Consider the following 16,595-nt stretch of genomic DNA (forward strand, 5'->3'; position numbering starts at 1 on the left):
CTCGTTGGAACGTTGTTGTTGCGACCGTCGTCGAACGGTCGAATCCGGCCAGAATGAAGACTGAAAGCCCGCCGTTATCCTTCTGAGATGCGGATTGGTCGACTGAAGCCGCGGGCCGCGGCCGCGGCTATGCTCGCAGGATCTTCTCCATCGTCTTTCCCTTGTCGAGCTCGTCGACCAGCTTGTCCAGGTAGCGGATCTCCCGCATGGTCGGCTCCTCGATCTCCTCGACGCGCACGCCGCAGACGACACCTGTTATCAGCGACCGGGAAGGGTTCATCGCCGGCGCCTGCGCAAAGAAATCTTCGAAACTGGTTTTCTGCGACAGCTCATCGTCCAGGCTCTCCGGGCTGTGCCCCGTCAGCCAGCAGATAATCTCATCGACCTCCGCTTTGGTGCGGCCCTTCTTCTCGGCCTTGGCGATATAATGGGGGTAAACGCTTGCGACGCTGATCGAATAGATACGATGCTTCGTCATGCCTCCTCCCAGACGTTGCGCATCTCGCGACGGCGCGGGCAGCTTCCCGTTGCACGATCTTTTCAGACGCCATGATAGACGAGGCGCGTGAACAATTCGGGGGTAACGAGGAACTGCCCCCATTTCGCATCGAACTCGGCCGTAGGCTTTGCGGCAATGACCTCGTCGATCGGCTTTCCGGCGGCTTTCAGTTTGGCGACGTTCCCACGGATATCGACCAGCATCGTCCTGTACTCGACCAGCTCCGGCTTGTTGCTGACGGGATGACCGTGACCGGGGATGACGATCGTGTCGTTGGCGACATTGGCCAGGATGTCCTCGACCGCCTTGATCATTCCGTCGATCCCGCCGCCGGTCGAATAGTCGATGAACGGATAGATGCCGTACCAATAGAGGTCTCCGGCGTGGACGATGTTTGCTTCGCCGAAGGTGACAGAGATGTCGCCATCGGTGTGAGCATTCGGATGATGCTTCAGCATCAGGGTGGATTTGTCGAGCTTGAGGGACATCTCGTCGGTGACGGTTTCCGACGGCACGGCGGCGAGCGGCGGTCGCGGGAACTCGTAATCCCAGTCTTCGACCCTCACGACTGACATCAGGTGTTTGCAAGTGTTTTCATGCGCCAGAATGGCCGCGCCCTCGGCGTTCAGCCATGCGTTTCCATCCGTATGATCGAAATGCCAGTGCGTGTTGATGAGATGACTGATCGGCTGTTTGCCAAGTCGGGCCAGGGCCTCGAGTATCCGGGGCCGGGACGCGGTGATGCCGCCATCGATGAGGACCTTTCCGTCCGCCCCCGTCAGGACGGCGATGTTTCCGCCCGATCCTTCAAGGATCGATACGCCGGCCCTTGCCTTATGTACTTTGATCGGGTCCTTGGCGGCGGAGTCGCGGATCAGGTCGACAATGCCCTGAGCCTTCGCGAATACCTGTCTTGGGGTGAGCCAGCCTCCCGATGCAGCGAATGTCGAGGCGGCCATGCAGCAGAGACAAAACCCGCGACGGGAAAGTCTGAAATCCTGGGTCATCTGGCAGGTCCTTTCCGGAATGGCGGCGGGGCTGCAGGGGTCAGGATGAAGACGCTTCCCCGCCTGGGGTGATGATTTCGGGATGCGTGGAGCACATGCCGTAGAGCAGGCGATTGCACGGTTTGAGCGTGCTGTTTTTCTTGATCAGCTTGATAGACGAAAAAGCGGAGCCGGCGATGGGAACGCTCTGGTCGTCATCGTCGCGCCTGGGGGCCGCAGATGCCCCATCAGATCGTTGTTCCCCCTCGCATGATAAACCCCGGACGGAAGCTCTCAATGCAGTTGCGCGAATGTACAATATCAGAAAATTGCGCGCAATCATCCGCGCCTTCGCGGATGCCGTTGTTTCGGGAGAGCGAAATCCATGGCAGCTTCCGTTCCAGGCCGATATCGATCACCGCCGAATTTCGGTCGAGCCAGATCTTTAAACGCCGGCCGCCACAAATCGCAGATGGCAGTGACTCTTTTTGCCTCGCTGGAACGTCGTAGTTGCGACCGTCGTCGAACGGTTGGATCGACCCGAATGAGGACTGAGAGATGAATCTGGACGGAAAGCGAATTGTGGTTGTCGGCGGGAGCCGCGGTTTGGGGAGGGGGCTTGCCGAGGCATTCGTGGCGCGCGCAGCCGACGTCACCGTGGTCGCCCGAAATGCGACGGCCGCGCAGGGGGCAGGCGAGCAAGGGACCGTCACCGCCATATCGGCCGATGCAACCGATGTCGACGCGGCATGGCGGATCATGGAGCAGGCGCGACCTGATCTCGTCATCATGAATGCCGGTGCGGAACCGCCCATGGAACGCATCGACCGGATTGGCTGGGAGGCATTCACGACCAACTGGAATGTGGACGTCAAGGCCGCGCTGCACTGGGTACAGGCTGCTCTGACCTTGCCGATGACGCCGGGCGGGCTTGTCGTGCTGGTCTCCAGCGGAGCCGCCGTGCAGGGGTCGCCGCTATCGGGCGGCTATGCGGGAGCCAAGCGCGCGCAGTGGTTCATTGCAAAATATGCCGAGAGCCTGTCTGCGCAACTCGGCCTGGGTCTGCGGTTCCGGGTCATCGTTCCCCGGCAGATGTTTGCAGGAACCGGTGTGGGCGATACCGGCATCGCGGCCTATGCCGCGGCGGCGGGTCGGACATTTGCCGAACAGGCCGCCACCTGGCCGGACATGACGCCGCGGGCTTTTGGCGATATGGTCGCCGACCTGATCGGCAGGACGGGTCTTACCGAGGCCATGGTCTACGCGGTGCGTGGGGATACGGGTGTGACGGTCATCGAATGACAGAAGACGCTGCTCTCGAAGACGAAGAGAGGAAAACTCTGCTCGCAGCGCTCGCGAGCGAAGCGGACGCGCTTCGCCCCGAACTGCACCGCTATGCTGCCCGTCTGGTGGGTTCTGTCATCGACGGCGAGGATGTGATTCAGGACGCGTTTGCCAGGGTATTTGCGACGGCTGGCTCGATCCCGCCGGGCACGCCGCTGCGACCCTGGCTGTTTCGCATTGTCCATAACAGAGCCATAGATGCCCTGCGCCAGCGCAGTACGCTGCGATCGGAGCCCCTTGAGATGGCTTTCGATCTGGCCGATATCAGCGCCGTCGGTCCGGAGGACGCGCTGATCCGGCAGGACGCGGTGCGGGTGGCCCTCGGCCACTTTGCAGAATTGCCGGTGCCGCAACGCAGCGCTGTCATCCTCAAGGATGTGTTGGGAGAGTTGCTTGCCGACATCGCAGCGCTGCTGGAACTGAGTGTCGATGCCGTCAAGGCCCATCTGTCGCGCGGTCGGGCGAGATTGCGCGCCATCTCCGACGTGCGCTCCGAGGTTCCTCCACCACCGAGTCCCGAGGTCCTGAACTTTGCAGCGCTATTCAACGCCCGAGACTGGGATGCTTTGCGCCGCATGCTGGCGCAGGATGTTCGGCTTCGTCAGGCGCGACGGCCGGAAATCTCCGGTGCCGCCGACATCGGTCGATTTTTCACCTACTATGCCGAATATCCGCCGGTCAGGATCGAACCGGCCTGGCTGGAAGGCCGGGAAATCTTGCTGGTATCAGCCGAACCGCCTGATGGTCCTTCCTATTTCATGCTGCTCGAATGGCGGGAGCAAAAGATAAGCCTGATCCGCGACCATCGCTATGCGAACTATGTCATTGAAGGTGCTGAGGTCATGCTGGCCGCATCGCGGTGACCGGCATTGATCGAGACGCGCTTTCTTAAGGTCCGCACTGCGCCCTCATATCAGACGTGGAGCCCCGGTTATCGTTTCCTGAAAGCGGACGTCGTCGGGGGCTACCCGACGCTCGCTTTCTTAGTGAGCGGGCGCCGGCATTGCCGGCGCCACTCGTTAATCAATGTCGGTCGAGCGACTGATCGCGGCCCATTGATTTGCTATCGCAGTACGGGCCGCTTCGGCTTCCTCGATGCGCGTGATCGCGTCGCTGCCGAGGATCAAATGCTCGGGCAGGTCGTCGCGTCGCGAGAGGTCGAAGATGACTTGGGCGACCTTGGAAGGGTCGCCAGGTTCGTTGCCGGCATAGTTCTCGGTCATCTTCATGATCAGGCCGATAGTGGGGACGTACTCAGGCAAAAGTTCGGGTACGTGGCCTCGGGCTACGCGCGTCCAATTGGTCCTGATGCTACCGGGTTCGATCGCCACGGCCTTGACGCCGAAGGTGGCTACTTCCTTGGCGATGGATTCTGTGAAGCCGCTCACCGCCCATTTCGCCGCGCTGTAAGCACTCGAACCGGCACCGCCAAAGCGTCCCGAGCTCGAGGATATGTTGATGATGTGTCCAGACCGTTGCGCGCGCATGACTGGCAAGGCCGCTCGGGTAAGGTTCACGACGCCATAGAAGTTGGTATCGATCTCGGCTTTGAAATCTTCCGCTGAGGTCTGCTCAAATGGGGACAGATGGCCGTACCCCGCATTGTTGAGCAGGACGTCGAGGCCGCCGAATGCATCGACCGCCCTGCGTGTTGCGCCACCCGCTGCGTCGGCATCGGTGACGTCGAGCTCGAACAGTTCGACATTGGCGCCATATGCTTCCTTGAGATCGGCGAGCCGGTCCACGTTACGAGCCGTTGCGACCAGCCGGTCGCCGCGTTCAAGAACCAATTCGGCCGTGGCGCGGCCGATGCCGTTTGCACTGCCGGTAATCAACCAGGTTTTCGTCATTTCATTATCTCCTGTAAACAAAGTGAGTACGCACTCATTTAAAGATCAAAAGTAGCGGCCCGTCCTCAGCGTGAAATCGAGCTCCAAAGGGAGGACCAGCCGAGGTCCTTATATTCGGCGAGGCGGTCGGGTGAGCCTTCCGCCATGTCGAGCACCATGGCCGCAAGGTTGTCTATGGTCGCGACGAGGAACTCGACGGGTTGCGGCCTCAGGACTTTGCTTTGAAATCCTTCGGCAAAGATGGTTTCGATGCTGCGGCAATCCGCGTCGGTCGCCGTTTCCCTGGCCGGCTGCAGCTTCTCGGAAACTGCCAATTGTCGCAGGGCCTTCTGCTTGATGGGGCTGGTCGCGCCCCAATTGATACGGCGGTCCCAAATATGGGCAAAGCGGTCCTTGACGCTTGCGGTGGCTGGATAATCCGAAGTGATTGCGTCCCGCAGGTCGGCCTTGAGTGTGAGAAAGACCTGGTTGAGGAGCTCATCCTTCGTCTGGAAGTAGACGAACAACGTTCCCTCACCCAGACCCGCATCCTTTGCCACCTTGGCGGTCGACGCGGCGGTGCCGAGCGTGGCGATTGCTGCGACGGCAGCATTCAGCAGGGCAGTGCGTTTGTCTTCACTAAGGGGGCGAGCCATGATCAGCCTATAATGAGCGAGTGCTCACGCTGGTATAAACGGCCCGGATCTTTTGTCAAAGCTTGCAGATTGTGGGGCAGCGTGAAGCCGATACGCAACGTAAGTGATTGATGTCGTTACGGCGGTTGATCGGAAACTTGATGCCGACTTACACACAGGCTTCAGCGGACGGGCCAAGTCGACCGCTTTGCGCCCCCGAAGCCGCCATTTTTATGGGCTACGCGGGTGATTTTCGACGAGTGGCGTGTAAGCTGACAAACCATTGAGCATAGGAGGTAGTGCCGCGGCTATCTCGTGGTTCAGGCGGAAACCGCTGATGCCGCCGCACGAATGTTCGAGGACCATCCGCACATCACCGTGTTTCCTGGTGACGGAGTCGATATCATGCCCTTCTTAACCTGAACTCTTGCGGGCAAGCATCACCCACTTCCGATCATCTCTCCAGGGGCGGAGGCAGCGGATATCTGCTTCGGGCCCGAAAGCGGACTTAGCGGTCCTGCCGAAATGGATGGGGAATGGATTGCGCAAGTAGCTTCTGACTCGAAAACAGAGGAAATCACATGCAGATAACCGTGCTACCAGAACCACCATACTATATGGTTAGCTTCACCTCACAGCGAACAAACCTGGACGATGGTTATGGCGAGATTGGTTACGCAATGACCAAACTTGCTAGTCAACAACCGGGGTATCTCGGCTTCGAAAGCGCTCGCGGCGCAGATGGCTTCGGAATACTGGTATCGTTCTGGAAAGACGAAGACAGTATCCGCGCATGGAAGGCCGTCGTCGATCATGTTGAAGCACAACGAAGAGGCCGCAAAGACTGGTACTCGAAGTACGAAATTCGCGTCGCTCTCGTGCAGCGAGCCTACGGGTTTGACAGCGAGAGCCAACAGATGGCGAGTGCCACATAATGGAAGCGCCGAATAGCGGATTTTCGCGTGCCGATTGTGTCCTGGTTCAGGTTTCTCCCCGACATATCGGTCCGGTCGAAGCCGTCGATCCACCTTCCGGTTTCCGGCAAGCATCAAGCTTGGCCCCGCTCGTGAAACCTTTCGATCGGTAATCCGTTTTCGCTGGCATGACCGACGCAAAATTGAAGCCGAAATCGGTCGACGGCGCCAGGCCTGATGGTGCCGAGGAGACACCCCAGGGGAAGGCATCGACTGTCGAGGTCGCGCCGCCGCCAGATGTTATCGAACCCGATCCGGATCTGACACCGGAGGAGGCCGAGCAGGCGCGCAAGAAATATCTGCTGAAGCGTTTCTGGATCAGCGCCCGCGGCTATTGGGGCCGCAGCGGCGATGGCTTCGCTTGGCCGTGTTCCATCGGGCTGCTGGTTATGATCGGCATGAATGTCGGGTTCCAGTATGGGATCAACAGGTGGAACCGCGGCATATTCGACGCCATAGAACGGCACGATGCCGCCACCGTCTATTATCTGAGCGCCGTCTTCCTGCCGCTCGTGGCCGGCAGTGTCGTTCTCGTGACGTCGCAAGTCTATGTCCGCATGATGATCCAGCGACACTGGCGCCGATGGCTGGCGACTGCACTGATTGCGCGCTGGCTGGCCAACGGCCGTTACTATCAGCTGAACCTCATCGGCGGCGATCACAAAAACCCCGAGGCGCGTATTTCCGAGGATCTGCGGATCGCGACGGAATCGCCCGTCGATTTCACCGCCGGCGTCATCTCGGCCTTTCTCTCGGCCTCGACCTTCATCGTGGTGTTGTGGGCGATCGGTGGTGCCCTGACCCTGCCGATCGGCGGGACGTCGATCACCATTCCCGGCTTTCTTGTCGTTACGGCAGTGCTCTACGCTGCGATCACCTCCACGACGATTGCCGTCATCGGCCGGCATTTCGTCAAGGTCTCCGAGGTCAAGAACCAGGTGGAGGCCGAGTTCCGTTATACGCTGACGCATGTGCGCGAAAACGGCGAGAGCATAGCACTTCTCGGCGGCGAGGAGGAGGAGCGCAACGACCTCGACAAGACATTCACCAATGTGCTGAAGCAATGGGCGCAGCTGTCCCACCAGTATATGCGCACGACCTTCGTGTCGCATGGGTCGATGCTGATTGCGCCTGTCGTGCCGGTGCTGCTCTGCGCGCCGAAATTTCTGGAAGGCAGCATGACGCTGGGTGAAGTGATGCAGGCTGCGTCAGCCTTCGCCATCGTTCAGACCGCCTTCGGATGGCTGGTCGACAACTATCCGCGGCTTGCCGACTGGAACGCCTGTGCGCGTCGTGTCGCCTCGCTGATGATGTCGCTCGACGGGCTGGAGCGGGCCGAACAGAGTGACGCGCTCGGGCGGATCCAGCATGGCGAAACGGAAGGCGAGACGATGCTGAGCCTCAACGATCTCGCCGTATCGCTGGATGACGGCACGGCCGTGGTCACGGAAACACAGGTCGAGATCGAGCCGGGCGAGCGGGTGCTCGTGGCGGGCGAATCCGGTTCGGGCAAGAGCACGCTGGTCCGCGCCATTTCAGGTCTCTGGCCCTGGGGTCGCGGCAGCGTCGATTTCCATGCCGACAGGCGGTTGTTCATGCTGCCTCAGCGGCCCTATATCCCCTCGGGCACGCTGCGCCGCGCCGTCGCCTATCCCAATGCCGCCGACGGCTGGCCGCTGGATGAGATCAACGTGGCCCTTCAGAAGGTCGGGCTCGAATATCTGAACGAGAAGCTCGAGGAAGAGGCGCCGTGGGACCAGATCCTGTCAGGCGGCGAAAAGCAGCGGCTGGCCTTCGCGCGTCTGCTACTCCACAACCCTGACATTATCGTGCTCGATGAGGCAACCTCGGCGCTCGATGAGAAGAGCCAGGACAGGATGATGGAGATGGTGATTGAGGAATTGCCCAAAGTCACCATCGTGAGTGTGGCGCATCGCGCCGAGCTCGAAGCCTTCCATAGCCGCAAGATCACCCTGGAGCGGCGCGAGGGCGGCGCAAAGCTGGTGAGCGACATCGATCTCATCCCGCGCAAGAGAAAAGGAAACGTGCTTTCGCGCCTTTTGGAGAGCCCGCGCTCCCTGGCGAAAGGCAGCACGGATTTGAGCAAGGCGGAATTGTCCAGGAATAAGAAGTGACATCCGCCTTCGGGGCAAATCGCGGCCTTCGCGCAGATGGCCTGCCGGAGTTCCGTGCCCGGGCCGCTATTGCGGACGCGCGACGGCTGACAGGAATTCCTGCGTATTCGACAGAATGGTGTCGCCCATGAAGCGAAGGGAGTCGACGGATCGTCTGGCGGCTTCCGCGTCTCCATATCCGCATGCGCCTTCGATCAGGATCGGGACGATGCCGAGGTCGGCGGCGTGGCGGCAGGTCGGCTCTATGCCGATCTCCATCGCAATTCCGCAGATCGCCAATGCCGAAAGGCCGGCATCCCGCATGGCGATTTCGAGCGGCGTCCCCTCGAAAGCCGACATTCCGAGCTTGTCGAACACGAAATCCTGCTCCTGCGGATAGAGTTCCGGAATGATCTGAACCGCTTCGCTGTCCTTCAGGAACCAGGGTTTTACAGCCTCGGGGTCATCGGTGCGTTGCCATGCCATTGCCATGCGCGTCGCAAACAGCCCCATCCACGGCTTCGGCAGAGAAAGTTGGCGGCAGAAGGCGATTCTCATCCCGGTGCGTCTGGCCGCAGCGACGATATCGGCGATGCGACGGCTCGTTTCTTCCGCTCCCGGGACCTGTCGGGCGATGCCGATCTGCATATCGTAGATCAGCAATGCGGTTCGATCGGGAGAAAGCCAGTCTGCAAGTGCCGTGGGTATCGTCATTGGCGCGTTCCCTGACAATGGTGACCGCCCTTAAGTAGGGCATGGATGTCCATTTGAACAGCGATCCAACGCTCGCGCGGTCTGGTTGCCGCAATCGGCGAAAAGAAAATGCTCTGACGCTCCCGATGCCATCAGGGTTTCAGCCGTCTCCAGAATTCAAAGGCACGGCCGCATTTGGCTCGCGTGCCGCTGATCGGCAGATGACCGCAAGGGCGCATTTCTGCCTGCCACGCATTGATCTATAGCAATGTATTGAGTACAAATTATTATTAACTGCTAATAATAAAGCATTCACCGATTTACTTTATAAAAAGAGATAAGCGAAAGAGGGAGGGGCCTCTGTTTATTGTATCGGTATTGGATGAAGGCGAAGAGAGAAACTTCGTTGCCGTCGGCTTACACATTAGCGGCAACCAGATTCACATCGACGTTGGCGGCTGCGAGCACCATTTCAAACTCGCCGACCTGATCGACATTCTCTCGGTCGAACATCATCGCGCCCATGATATCGAAGGGCGCGTACGCGCTCTTGCGCTGTGCCATTGACGGCGCTGGCGCCCGCCGTTGAGCCGGCGCTGGCGGTTTTATCGCCGCCCTTGCTAAAGCGTGTCGCGATCTCCAAGATTCGCTAGCCGCGCTTTATCTCTTTGTTTATGCATGTCGTTATCGCAAAACCGCTGCACAGTTTTGCGCGATATGCTCTAGAATTCACTCCTCACCCTTACGCCGATGGCGTGGTCCTGCCTTCCGCTGCCGACAGCCGCCCGGTATTCCACGCCGACCGCCCAGTTGTTCAGCAATGCGGCATCGAGCGAGAGCCCGAGTGTGGAATAGTCATCCCCCAATTCTTCCGCTTCGAGTTCGTATGGAAGCGTGCCGATGTCGGCATATCCGAGCCGCAGCCGGCTGGAGCTGGCGAAATCATGGGTATATTCCGCCCGCACGCCGGGTGTCAGCGCTCCCCAGTCCATCAGCACGGTATAGCTCAGGCGAAGGCCGATAGCGCCCGCGGCCGTATCGACCGTCTGATCGCCATAGGTCAGGCCGTAGATGCCCCCGCCGTTCTCGGTGAACCCGTCGAGCCATGACCTGGACAATTCGAACCGGCCGTATGGAGAGACGAGCCATGTCTTGTCCCGGAATTCGTAGGCGGCGGTGAGGGAGCCGAACATCTGCCGCCCATCCCTGTTTCCCGTGGCGAGATCTCCCGTAGAGGCGACGTAGCGGCTTGAATCGAAATCGAGCCGCCCCGCGCCGATCAGGCCGTCGAGGAACAGGTTCTCGGCGGCCTTGAAGGAGCCGTAGATCGCAGCGCTGTAAGCCGCGCCGCGGCTTTCCGTGCCGCTATCGCCGACATCGCTCCTGTCGTGGCCATATCCCAGACCGAAGCCACCGACGAAGCGATCGGAAAACCGGTAATCCACGCCGGCGCTCACGCCGACCGTAGTCGAGCCGATGTCCAGACCGCTGTTGCCCGTATCGGCGAAATCGACGAAGCCGCCGGACCAGATTGCAAACGGCCCGAGATCCGGCCCTTGGATCTCCGGGTTTGAGCCGTTGCCTTGCCGGCCGGATACGGAGGGATTGATGAGGTCGGGGGCGCTGCTGCCTGGCCAGCCGAACTGGCGCTCGGCATTGACGATCCCGCCACCGGGGCCACCATTGTCGGAGCGGCGAAGCCCGAGGCGGATATCAAGCGATCGGCGCTGGCGCTCGCCCTCATCGTGCAGCTGCTCCAGGCGGCTGTTAAAGTTGCGCGTCTGATATTGGGCAAAATGCCTGGCGGCATCCACCTGCGCATTGAGAAGGCCGACCACATCGGGATCGTCAGTCGGATCGGGACGGGCAGTAACGGCAAATGTGATCGTTGCCTGAACCGACGTGCCGGAGGCATTCGACAGCGTATAGCCAACCTCTGCCGATCCTGCGAATGAAGGGCTCGCCGAGAAGGTGAGCCGCTTCTGCGGTGCGTCGAGATATACGCTTCCTGCTTCCGGGTTCGACTGGAAGGTGAACGCCGCTGTGGTGAAGGGTCCCCCGGTCGCGCCCGCCGTAAGATCGACTGCGACAGTGGTGCCCGCCATCACATTGATGGTGCGGGACGTGGCTGTCGGCCCCGGAGCGGACCTGATCACGTCGATGAGGTAGCTCCGGAGCGTGCCATTCTGCGCCGCGACGACGACGGATACGTAGTTCGACCCGACCGACAGCGCAATCGAGCTGCTTGCTGTCCCTGACGGTACGAGGCTGCCGTTCACGGAGATGATCGCCGTGGGATCGGCAGCCGTCGGCGTAAACGCAATGCTGGCAACCGCATTGGCCAGTCTGAGGTCATAAGTCGGGATGCTCGGGTTGAAGCCGGGGTCAAGCGTTCCGCTGCTCGGAACCAGCGAAGCGAGATCGGCTATCGCGGAGGCGGCACGCGTCACGGTGACATTGTAGGTCTTCACCGTTCCGTCCTGCGCGGTGACGACGACGGTGATCGCCGTGGCGCCTACAGCAAGGGTAACGGAACTGCTGGCGCTTCCGGAAGCGACCGGAGAACCATTGACCGTGACCGTCGCGTTCGGCTCGGAGACGACAGGTGTCAGCGTAATCGCGGTGACATTGTTGGCCACCGAGATCGCATAGGTCAGCGTATTCGCATTGAAAGCCGGGCTGAGGCTCCCCTGGTTGGGCTGCAACTGCGACAGATCGGCATTGGACGAGGCGCTGACGGTCCATGGCGCTCCGGTCCCTGCCAGGTTGCCGTTGCCTCCGATATTCTGAGCGGAACCTGCCGGGATATCGAGACGGAGAGTGCCCGAGCCGGAAATATTCTGGGCAAGAATCGTATACTTGATGTTGTCAGAGGTTTGGAGGTTGGCCAGCGTGGCGCTGGCGGTTCCTGTCGTGGCCAAGATTATGTCTGCCGCTGTGAAGCCTGTCACGGCCTCGGAAAATACGATCTGGAACATCACCTGCGTGTCGTTGGACGACGGATTGCCGTCGACGGCGGTCACGACAGCTGGGTTCTGCGTATTGACGAAGACGCCGGTCGTCGGAGCGACATTGCTGAGGCCGAGGCCGGCCGTTTCACCTCCGGCGTTCTCGATGGTGCCGCCGTTCAGGCTGATCACGGCTCCAAGCTGCACGCCGTCCATGTCCCTGTCGCCGGATTGGACCGTGTAGCCGAACAGGAGCAAACTCGTCCCGCTTCCTGACAGATAGCTTGCCTGACGCGACGTGCTGCCGATCACCACGGAGAGGTACGGTGTGCCGCCGACTATTACGTTCTCGCTGAACTGCACGGCAAAGGTCAGGTTGTTTCCGCCGTTGTAATATCCGTTGGCGGGGACCGAAACGGAGGTAACGACCGGGGCGGACTGGGCGGAAGACGTTAGCGCGCAGAACAGCACGATCATCGAAAGAAGAATCAGGGAAAGTGGGCCAACCATGACGCGCCGCATGAACGTCCTGCCCGGAGAAGCCCGATCATGCCGGTTGTTCCCGCTGCTTTCCGGCGTCTCGGACAGCCGTCGAAAGGTTGGGGCCGGACGGCCGGGCAGGGAGAGGGCCATGAAAAAAACTCGCAGTGGTTTAAAATATCGCACAGGAATGCGCTTCTCTACACGGAAAGCGCGTCCGCTGACTTGATAAAGCTTGCGGTAAGGCTAAGGTTGGCCCCTTATCCAACCGTAGTCTTTGATATTTTCAATGAACGATGATTTCGAAAGTTCCGATCGGGAGCCGGCTTACGATCCGCCCCCGGCGGGTTACAATGCATCTTCGCTCCGGAAGGCGCCGCCCCCGCGAATGCTCGACCATCCCCGCATTGCGCGCGCTGTGCGCATGATCGAGCGTACTCCCGCCGCGTCAACGACCTTGCAGGACATTTCGGCCCATCTCGGCCTCAGTCCGTTTCACTTCCAGCGGCAGTTCCAGGAGGTCATGGGGGAATCGCCAAGCGCCTACATGCGCCGCACACGGCTCGACCGTGCGGCGATGAATCTGCAGATGAGCGGGCAGCCAATCACGCACATCGCGTTCAATGCCGGCTATGCCAGCCATGAGGCTTTCATCCGCGCGTTCCAAAGGCAATTCGGATTGACGCCTTCGGATTACCGTGTCGCGGCCCAGAAGGTGCTGCCGGCTCGGCCGAGACCGGAAAAGACGGACCTGGCGCGGGTGAAGGTCGGCCAGCGTCCGGAATTGAGGCTTTTGGCCATGCGGTTCTATGGATCCTATGCACTGGTCGAGGACAACTGGCGGAAATTTGCCGACTATCTGGAGCGGATCGGCTTTCCACTTGAAGAAGCGCGGCCGGTCGGCATCACCCTCGACACGCCGCTGATCACGCCAGGGGAACTCGTCCGCTACGACTGTGCTGTCGTGGATCAGGGTTTTCTGACTGACAATACCGCCCTGTCGCCGCTGCGGTTTCGGGCGGGCCGCTATGTCTCGATGAACCATTCAGGTTCTTACGCCGAGATCCTTCGGACCTACGAATTCGTCAGCGTCGATTGGCTCGCGGCATCCAGCGAAATGTTCCTGCCTGATGGCAACGGGGGATATGAATTCTACAATTCGCCGCCCTGGAACCATGTCGGCACCATGCAGAATCTCGACATCGTCCTTCCTTTGGCAAGCTGAAACTTATTTGTCCTGAGCGGAACTTCGCGCCGAGCCTCAGGTTGAGCCTGATGACCAATGAAGCACTATGGAGGTTTCTCATGCTTCTGAAGCTCATCACGGCATCCATCCTTTCCATCGGGCTCGCCACTTCGGCAATGGCGCAGTCATCGGGCGGCGTTGGTGGCGGCGCGGGCGGTGCGGCCAATGGCACAGGTGGTGTTGGCGGCATTTCCGGCGGCGGCACTATCGGCTCCGGCGCATCCGGTGGCGTGGGGACCGGCACGGGTGCCGGCACCGGCAATACGATGTCGCCGAACGCAACCGGCAGCATCAACACCCTGCCCAATCCCGATACGACGAATCCGGCAGCGCGCGGCACGTCCGGCACCGGCAATGGCATGGGCAAGGGAACACCCGATTGCAACGGAATGACCGGCACCGGCGCCTCGGCCGGGCTTCCCGGATCGGACACGTCCGCACAGGTGCGCCCGAACTGCTAGAGCAATTCCAGGAAAAGTGCGCAGCGGTTTTGCGTGCGGAATTGCGTGAAACAGGAGAGCAATTCCAGGAAAAGTGCGCAGCGGTTTTGCGTGCGGAATTGCGTGCAAACGGCTGTCGGTGTTGATGCACCTCAAACGTCCTATGTTCGACGAGGCGACACCTTGTCGATTGAAACGACAGCTTGGAGATTGGAAAACATGGCGCTCAAGCGGATGGACAATGTAGGAATCGTCGTCGAAGACCTCGGAGCGGCGATTGATTTCTTTTCCGAACTTGGCCTCGAGCTCGAAGGGCGGGCCATGGTCGAAGGAGAATGGGCCGGGCGCATCACCGGACTGGGCGATCAGCATGTCGAGATTGCCATGATGCGCACACCTGATGGCCACAGCCGGCTCGAGCTCTCCCGATTCCTCAAGCCTGATGTCGCCGCAGATCACCGGAATGCCCCGGTCAACGCGCTCGGCTACCTCCGTGTCATGTTCGCCGTCGATGACATCGACGAGACGCTTGAGAGGCTCAGCACGCGCGGCGCGCAGCTCGTCGGCGAAGTCGTCCAGTATAGAGACGCGTATCGGCTCTGCTACATCCGTGGGCCTGAAGGGATTCTCATCGGAATCGCCCAGGAACTCGGCTGAGCGCATCCTCCACGGTCGGCTGGATCGCGGCCTGCCCATTTCCCTGCGATCGGAAGGGACAGGCCGCTGTCGCAGGGCGCTACTTCAACGGCAGAAACAATTCCACGATGACCTCATGGACCGGCACATTCGGAGGGAAGGAAAAATGCCGCTGGCAATAGATCGGGAAGTCGCGCGCCTCCTCGCCGCTGGCCGGAAGCCAGTCACGATAAAGGTAGAGTGCGGCGGGCTCCAGATTGTGGGTATCGTGGACGACGCGGATGACCGCGCAGCGTCCGCCCGGGATCACGCCGGCCTTCATCACCTCATCATCGGCATCGATCGGCCGGTCGGTCCCGACACACAGGTCCATGCTATAACCGGCGGGAATCGCGGGGGTTCTCGGCGATCGGAAGATGTTGAAGGTAGGGCTTGTCTCTGGTGACAGGCCGGCGGCTTTGCGCCAGGCGATGAACCGCTCAATGCTGGCGCCGAGGGTCGCCCGGTCGCCCCGGTGCTCCAGGATCGCCACCGGCGTGGGCGGCACATCGCGGATCGTCACATCGTCTTCTTCATAGGTTATCTGCATGAGCTTGCTCCTTGCGTTTTCGAGGGGCCTGAAGGCGGCAAGCCACGGAGCCCAGTCGGGAGACTTCCGGAACGACGAAGGCGATTGCCCGAGCCGTTGCCGAAAGGCGCGGGTGAAGGCATCAGGCGCACCGTAACCGGCGTCCATCGCTATGTCGGTGACGCTCTGATCGTCCTTTGCGGCCAGCCTGTGCGAGGCGCGCTTCAAACGGGCGAGCTGGACATAGCGATGCACCGACAAGCCGAAGGTTGCCGAGAACTGCCGGTGAAAGTGAAACTTCGAGAAGGCTGCGACGCTGCTCAGCGCGCCCAGGTCCAGATCGTCGTCCAGATGCCGGTCTATGTGATCCAGCACCCGCTGCATCCGGGCATGGTAGGCTTGAAGCGCCGCCTTCATCGTTCCGTCCTCCGTGGCCGCACCAACTAAGCGCAGGCAGACATGACGCGCTCGACCGATCTTGCGGTTTTGTCACGGGTCGCAGACCGTCGACAATGGCGAAAAGGGGGAAGCCATCCGAGATCCGGTTGACGACGACGACGTCTGTCCTCGGTAACCCAGGCTCAGGACTTCGGTAACGGGGCCGGACGATGACGGCGCGGCGATACGGATCGGCGCCTTGTACCCCATTTGTAGCCCTTGGAAATCTCTCCGATCCAAGAGAAGATCATCCCGCTCTAGCTTTAGAGGGGAGGCGCTGATGGAAAACCACGAGCCGTTTTTACGTGAGGCGATTGCGCTCTCGAAATCCGCGGTGGAACAGGGAGACGAACCGTTCGGCTCCGTGCTGGTGAAGGACGGCAAAGTCATCCTGCGCGCCGAAAACAGCGTCTTCACCGGTCATGATATGACGAACCACGCCGAGATGAACCTGATCAAACTGGCGGCACAGCATTACGACACTGCATATCTTGCTGACTGCACGCTCTACACCAGCACGGAGCCGTGCGCGATGTGCTCCGGGGCGATTTATTGGTCGGGCATCGGGCGTATGGTGTTTGCGTGCTCCGAAGCGCGGCTTGGTGAGATTGCCGGGATCGGGTTGAACGTGCCGAGCCGGGCGGTGCTGCAGACCGGCGCGCGCATTGTCACCGTCGACGGCCCGAACATCGAAGAAGAAGCCGCCGAGGTACATAAAGCATTCTGGCCGAAGCATCTGGGCAAGGCCTAGGACTCGTTGATTAA

The 16,595-nt window shown here is 60.5% G+C and carries 17 protein-coding genes; 9 read left to right on the forward strand and 8 right to left on the reverse strand.

The window, feature by feature from the left end; all coding sequences use genetic code 11:
* Positions 1–127: 127 nt before the first annotated feature.
* Positions 128–478 (reverse strand): DUF2200 domain-containing protein, encoded by a 351-nt coding sequence (locus tag ACR9ZQ_RS13495; protein ID WP_481428041.1) that lies wholly within the window; start codon positions 476–478, stop codon positions 128–130.
* Between the two features lie 62 nt (positions 479–540).
* Positions 541–1,506: an MBL fold metallo-hydrolase gene (locus tag ACR9ZQ_RS13500; RefSeq protein WP_310388425.1), complete on the reverse strand. Its 966-nt coding sequence runs from the start codon at positions 1,504–1,506 to the stop codon at positions 541–543.
* Positions 1,507–1,628: 122 nt separating this feature from the next.
* Between ACR9ZQ_RS13500 and ACR9ZQ_RS13505 the strand changes: the two genes are divergently transcribed.
* From ACR9ZQ_RS13505 to ACR9ZQ_RS13515, 3 genes are all read left to right on the forward strand, one after another.
* Positions 1,629–1,934 carry a hypothetical protein gene (locus ACR9ZQ_RS13505; protein WP_481428042.1) on the forward strand — a complete coding sequence of 102 codons (306 nt, stop codon included), beginning with the start codon at positions 1,629–1,631 and terminating at the stop codon, positions 1,932–1,934.
* 109 nt (positions 1,935–2,043) lie between these two features.
* Positions 2,044–2,787, forward strand: coding sequence for an SDR family NAD(P)-dependent oxidoreductase (locus tag ACR9ZQ_RS13510; RefSeq protein WP_481428043.1), 744 nt, complete (start codon positions 2,044–2,046; stop codon positions 2,785–2,787).
* Entirely contained in the window at positions 2,784–3,692 is a 909-nt protein-coding gene (locus ACR9ZQ_RS13515) for an RNA polymerase sigma factor (protein WP_481428044.1), read from the forward strand. The genes ACR9ZQ_RS13510 and ACR9ZQ_RS13515 overlap by 4 nt, the downstream gene beginning before the upstream one ends.
* A gap of 156 nt (positions 3,693–3,848) precedes the next feature.
* Here the strand turns inward: ACR9ZQ_RS13515 and ACR9ZQ_RS13520 are convergent, their stop codons facing one another.
* Positions 3,849–4,679, reverse strand: coding sequence for an SDR family NAD(P)-dependent oxidoreductase (locus tag ACR9ZQ_RS13520; RefSeq protein WP_481428045.1), 831 nt, complete (start codon positions 4,677–4,679; stop codon positions 3,849–3,851).
* A gap of 65 nt (positions 4,680–4,744) precedes the next feature.
* Positions 4,745–5,314, reverse strand: a complete 570-nt coding sequence (locus ACR9ZQ_RS13525) for a TetR/AcrR family transcriptional regulator (protein ID WP_481428046.1) — start codon at positions 5,312–5,314, stop codon at positions 4,745–4,747.
* A gap of 560 nt (positions 5,315–5,874) precedes the next feature.
* On the opposite strand from ACR9ZQ_RS13525, the gene ACR9ZQ_RS13530 reads away from it, so the two are divergent.
* Both ACR9ZQ_RS13530 and ACR9ZQ_RS13535 read left to right on the forward strand, forming a co-directional pair.
* A complete protein-coding gene (locus ACR9ZQ_RS13530) occupies positions 5,875–6,228 on the forward strand; it encodes an antibiotic biosynthesis monooxygenase family protein (protein ID WP_481428047.1) in 354 nt (117 codons plus the stop codon).
* Between the two features lie 167 nt (positions 6,229–6,395).
* Positions 6,396–8,402 (forward strand): ABC transporter ATP-binding protein/permease, encoded by a 2,007-nt coding sequence (locus ACR9ZQ_RS13535; RefSeq protein ID WP_310388414.1) that lies wholly within the window; start codon positions 6,396–6,398, stop codon positions 8,400–8,402.
* A 66-nt stretch (positions 8,403–8,468) separates the two neighbouring features.
* Here ACR9ZQ_RS13535 and ACR9ZQ_RS13540 read toward each other — a convergent pair whose 3' ends face one another.
* From ACR9ZQ_RS13540 to ACR9ZQ_RS13550, 3 genes are all read right to left on the reverse strand, one after another.
* Positions 8,469–9,095: a cysteine hydrolase family protein gene (locus ACR9ZQ_RS13540; protein ID WP_481428048.1), complete on the reverse strand. Its 627-nt coding sequence runs from the start codon at positions 9,093–9,095 to the stop codon at positions 8,469–8,471.
* Between the two features lie 396 nt (positions 9,096–9,491).
* The gene (locus ACR9ZQ_RS13545) at positions 9,492–9,638 is read right to left on the reverse strand and encodes a hypothetical protein (protein WP_310388409.1); all 147 of its coding nucleotides are present in this window, start codon (positions 9,636–9,638) and stop codon (positions 9,492–9,494) included.
* 158 nt (positions 9,639–9,796) lie between these two features.
* The gene (locus tag ACR9ZQ_RS13550) at positions 9,797–12,544 is read right to left on the reverse strand and encodes an autotransporter domain-containing protein (protein WP_481428049.1); all 2,748 of its coding nucleotides are present in this window, start codon (positions 12,542–12,544) and stop codon (positions 9,797–9,799) included.
* Positions 12,545–12,791: 247 nt separating this feature from the next.
* Between ACR9ZQ_RS13550 and ACR9ZQ_RS13555 the strand changes: the two genes are divergently transcribed.
* The 3 genes from ACR9ZQ_RS13555 (at position 12,792) to ACR9ZQ_RS13565 (ending at position 14,845) form a co-directional block, all read left to right on the forward strand.
* A complete protein-coding gene (locus ACR9ZQ_RS13555) occupies positions 12,792–13,727 on the forward strand; it encodes an AraC family transcriptional regulator (RefSeq protein WP_481428050.1) in 936 nt (311 codons plus the stop codon).
* 80 nt (positions 13,728–13,807) lie between these two features.
* On the forward strand, positions 13,808–14,209 hold the full coding sequence (locus ACR9ZQ_RS13560; RefSeq protein WP_310388403.1) for a hypothetical protein: 402 nt from the start codon (positions 13,808–13,810) through the stop codon (positions 14,207–14,209).
* A gap of 198 nt (positions 14,210–14,407) precedes the next feature.
* Positions 14,408–14,845 carry a VOC family protein gene (locus ACR9ZQ_RS13565; RefSeq protein ID WP_481428051.1) on the forward strand — a complete coding sequence of 146 codons (438 nt, stop codon included), beginning with the start codon at positions 14,408–14,410 and terminating at the stop codon, positions 14,843–14,845.
* A gap of 79 nt (positions 14,846–14,924) precedes the next feature.
* On the opposite strand, the gene ACR9ZQ_RS13570 is transcribed toward ACR9ZQ_RS13565, so the two are convergent.
* Positions 14,925–15,809 (reverse strand): AraC family transcriptional regulator, encoded by an 885-nt coding sequence (locus ACR9ZQ_RS13570; protein ID WP_481428052.1) that lies wholly within the window; start codon positions 15,807–15,809, stop codon positions 14,925–14,927.
* 301 nt (positions 15,810–16,110) lie between these two features.
* Here ACR9ZQ_RS13570 and ACR9ZQ_RS13575 point away from each other — a divergent pair, with 301 nt between their 5' ends.
* Positions 16,111–16,581, forward strand: coding sequence for a nucleoside deaminase (locus tag ACR9ZQ_RS13575; protein WP_113324838.1), 471 nt, complete (start codon positions 16,111–16,113; stop codon positions 16,579–16,581).
* Positions 16,582–16,595: the final 14 nt, after the last annotated feature.

The organism is Rhizobium sp. KNZ14-9A, from assembly GCF_056755015.1.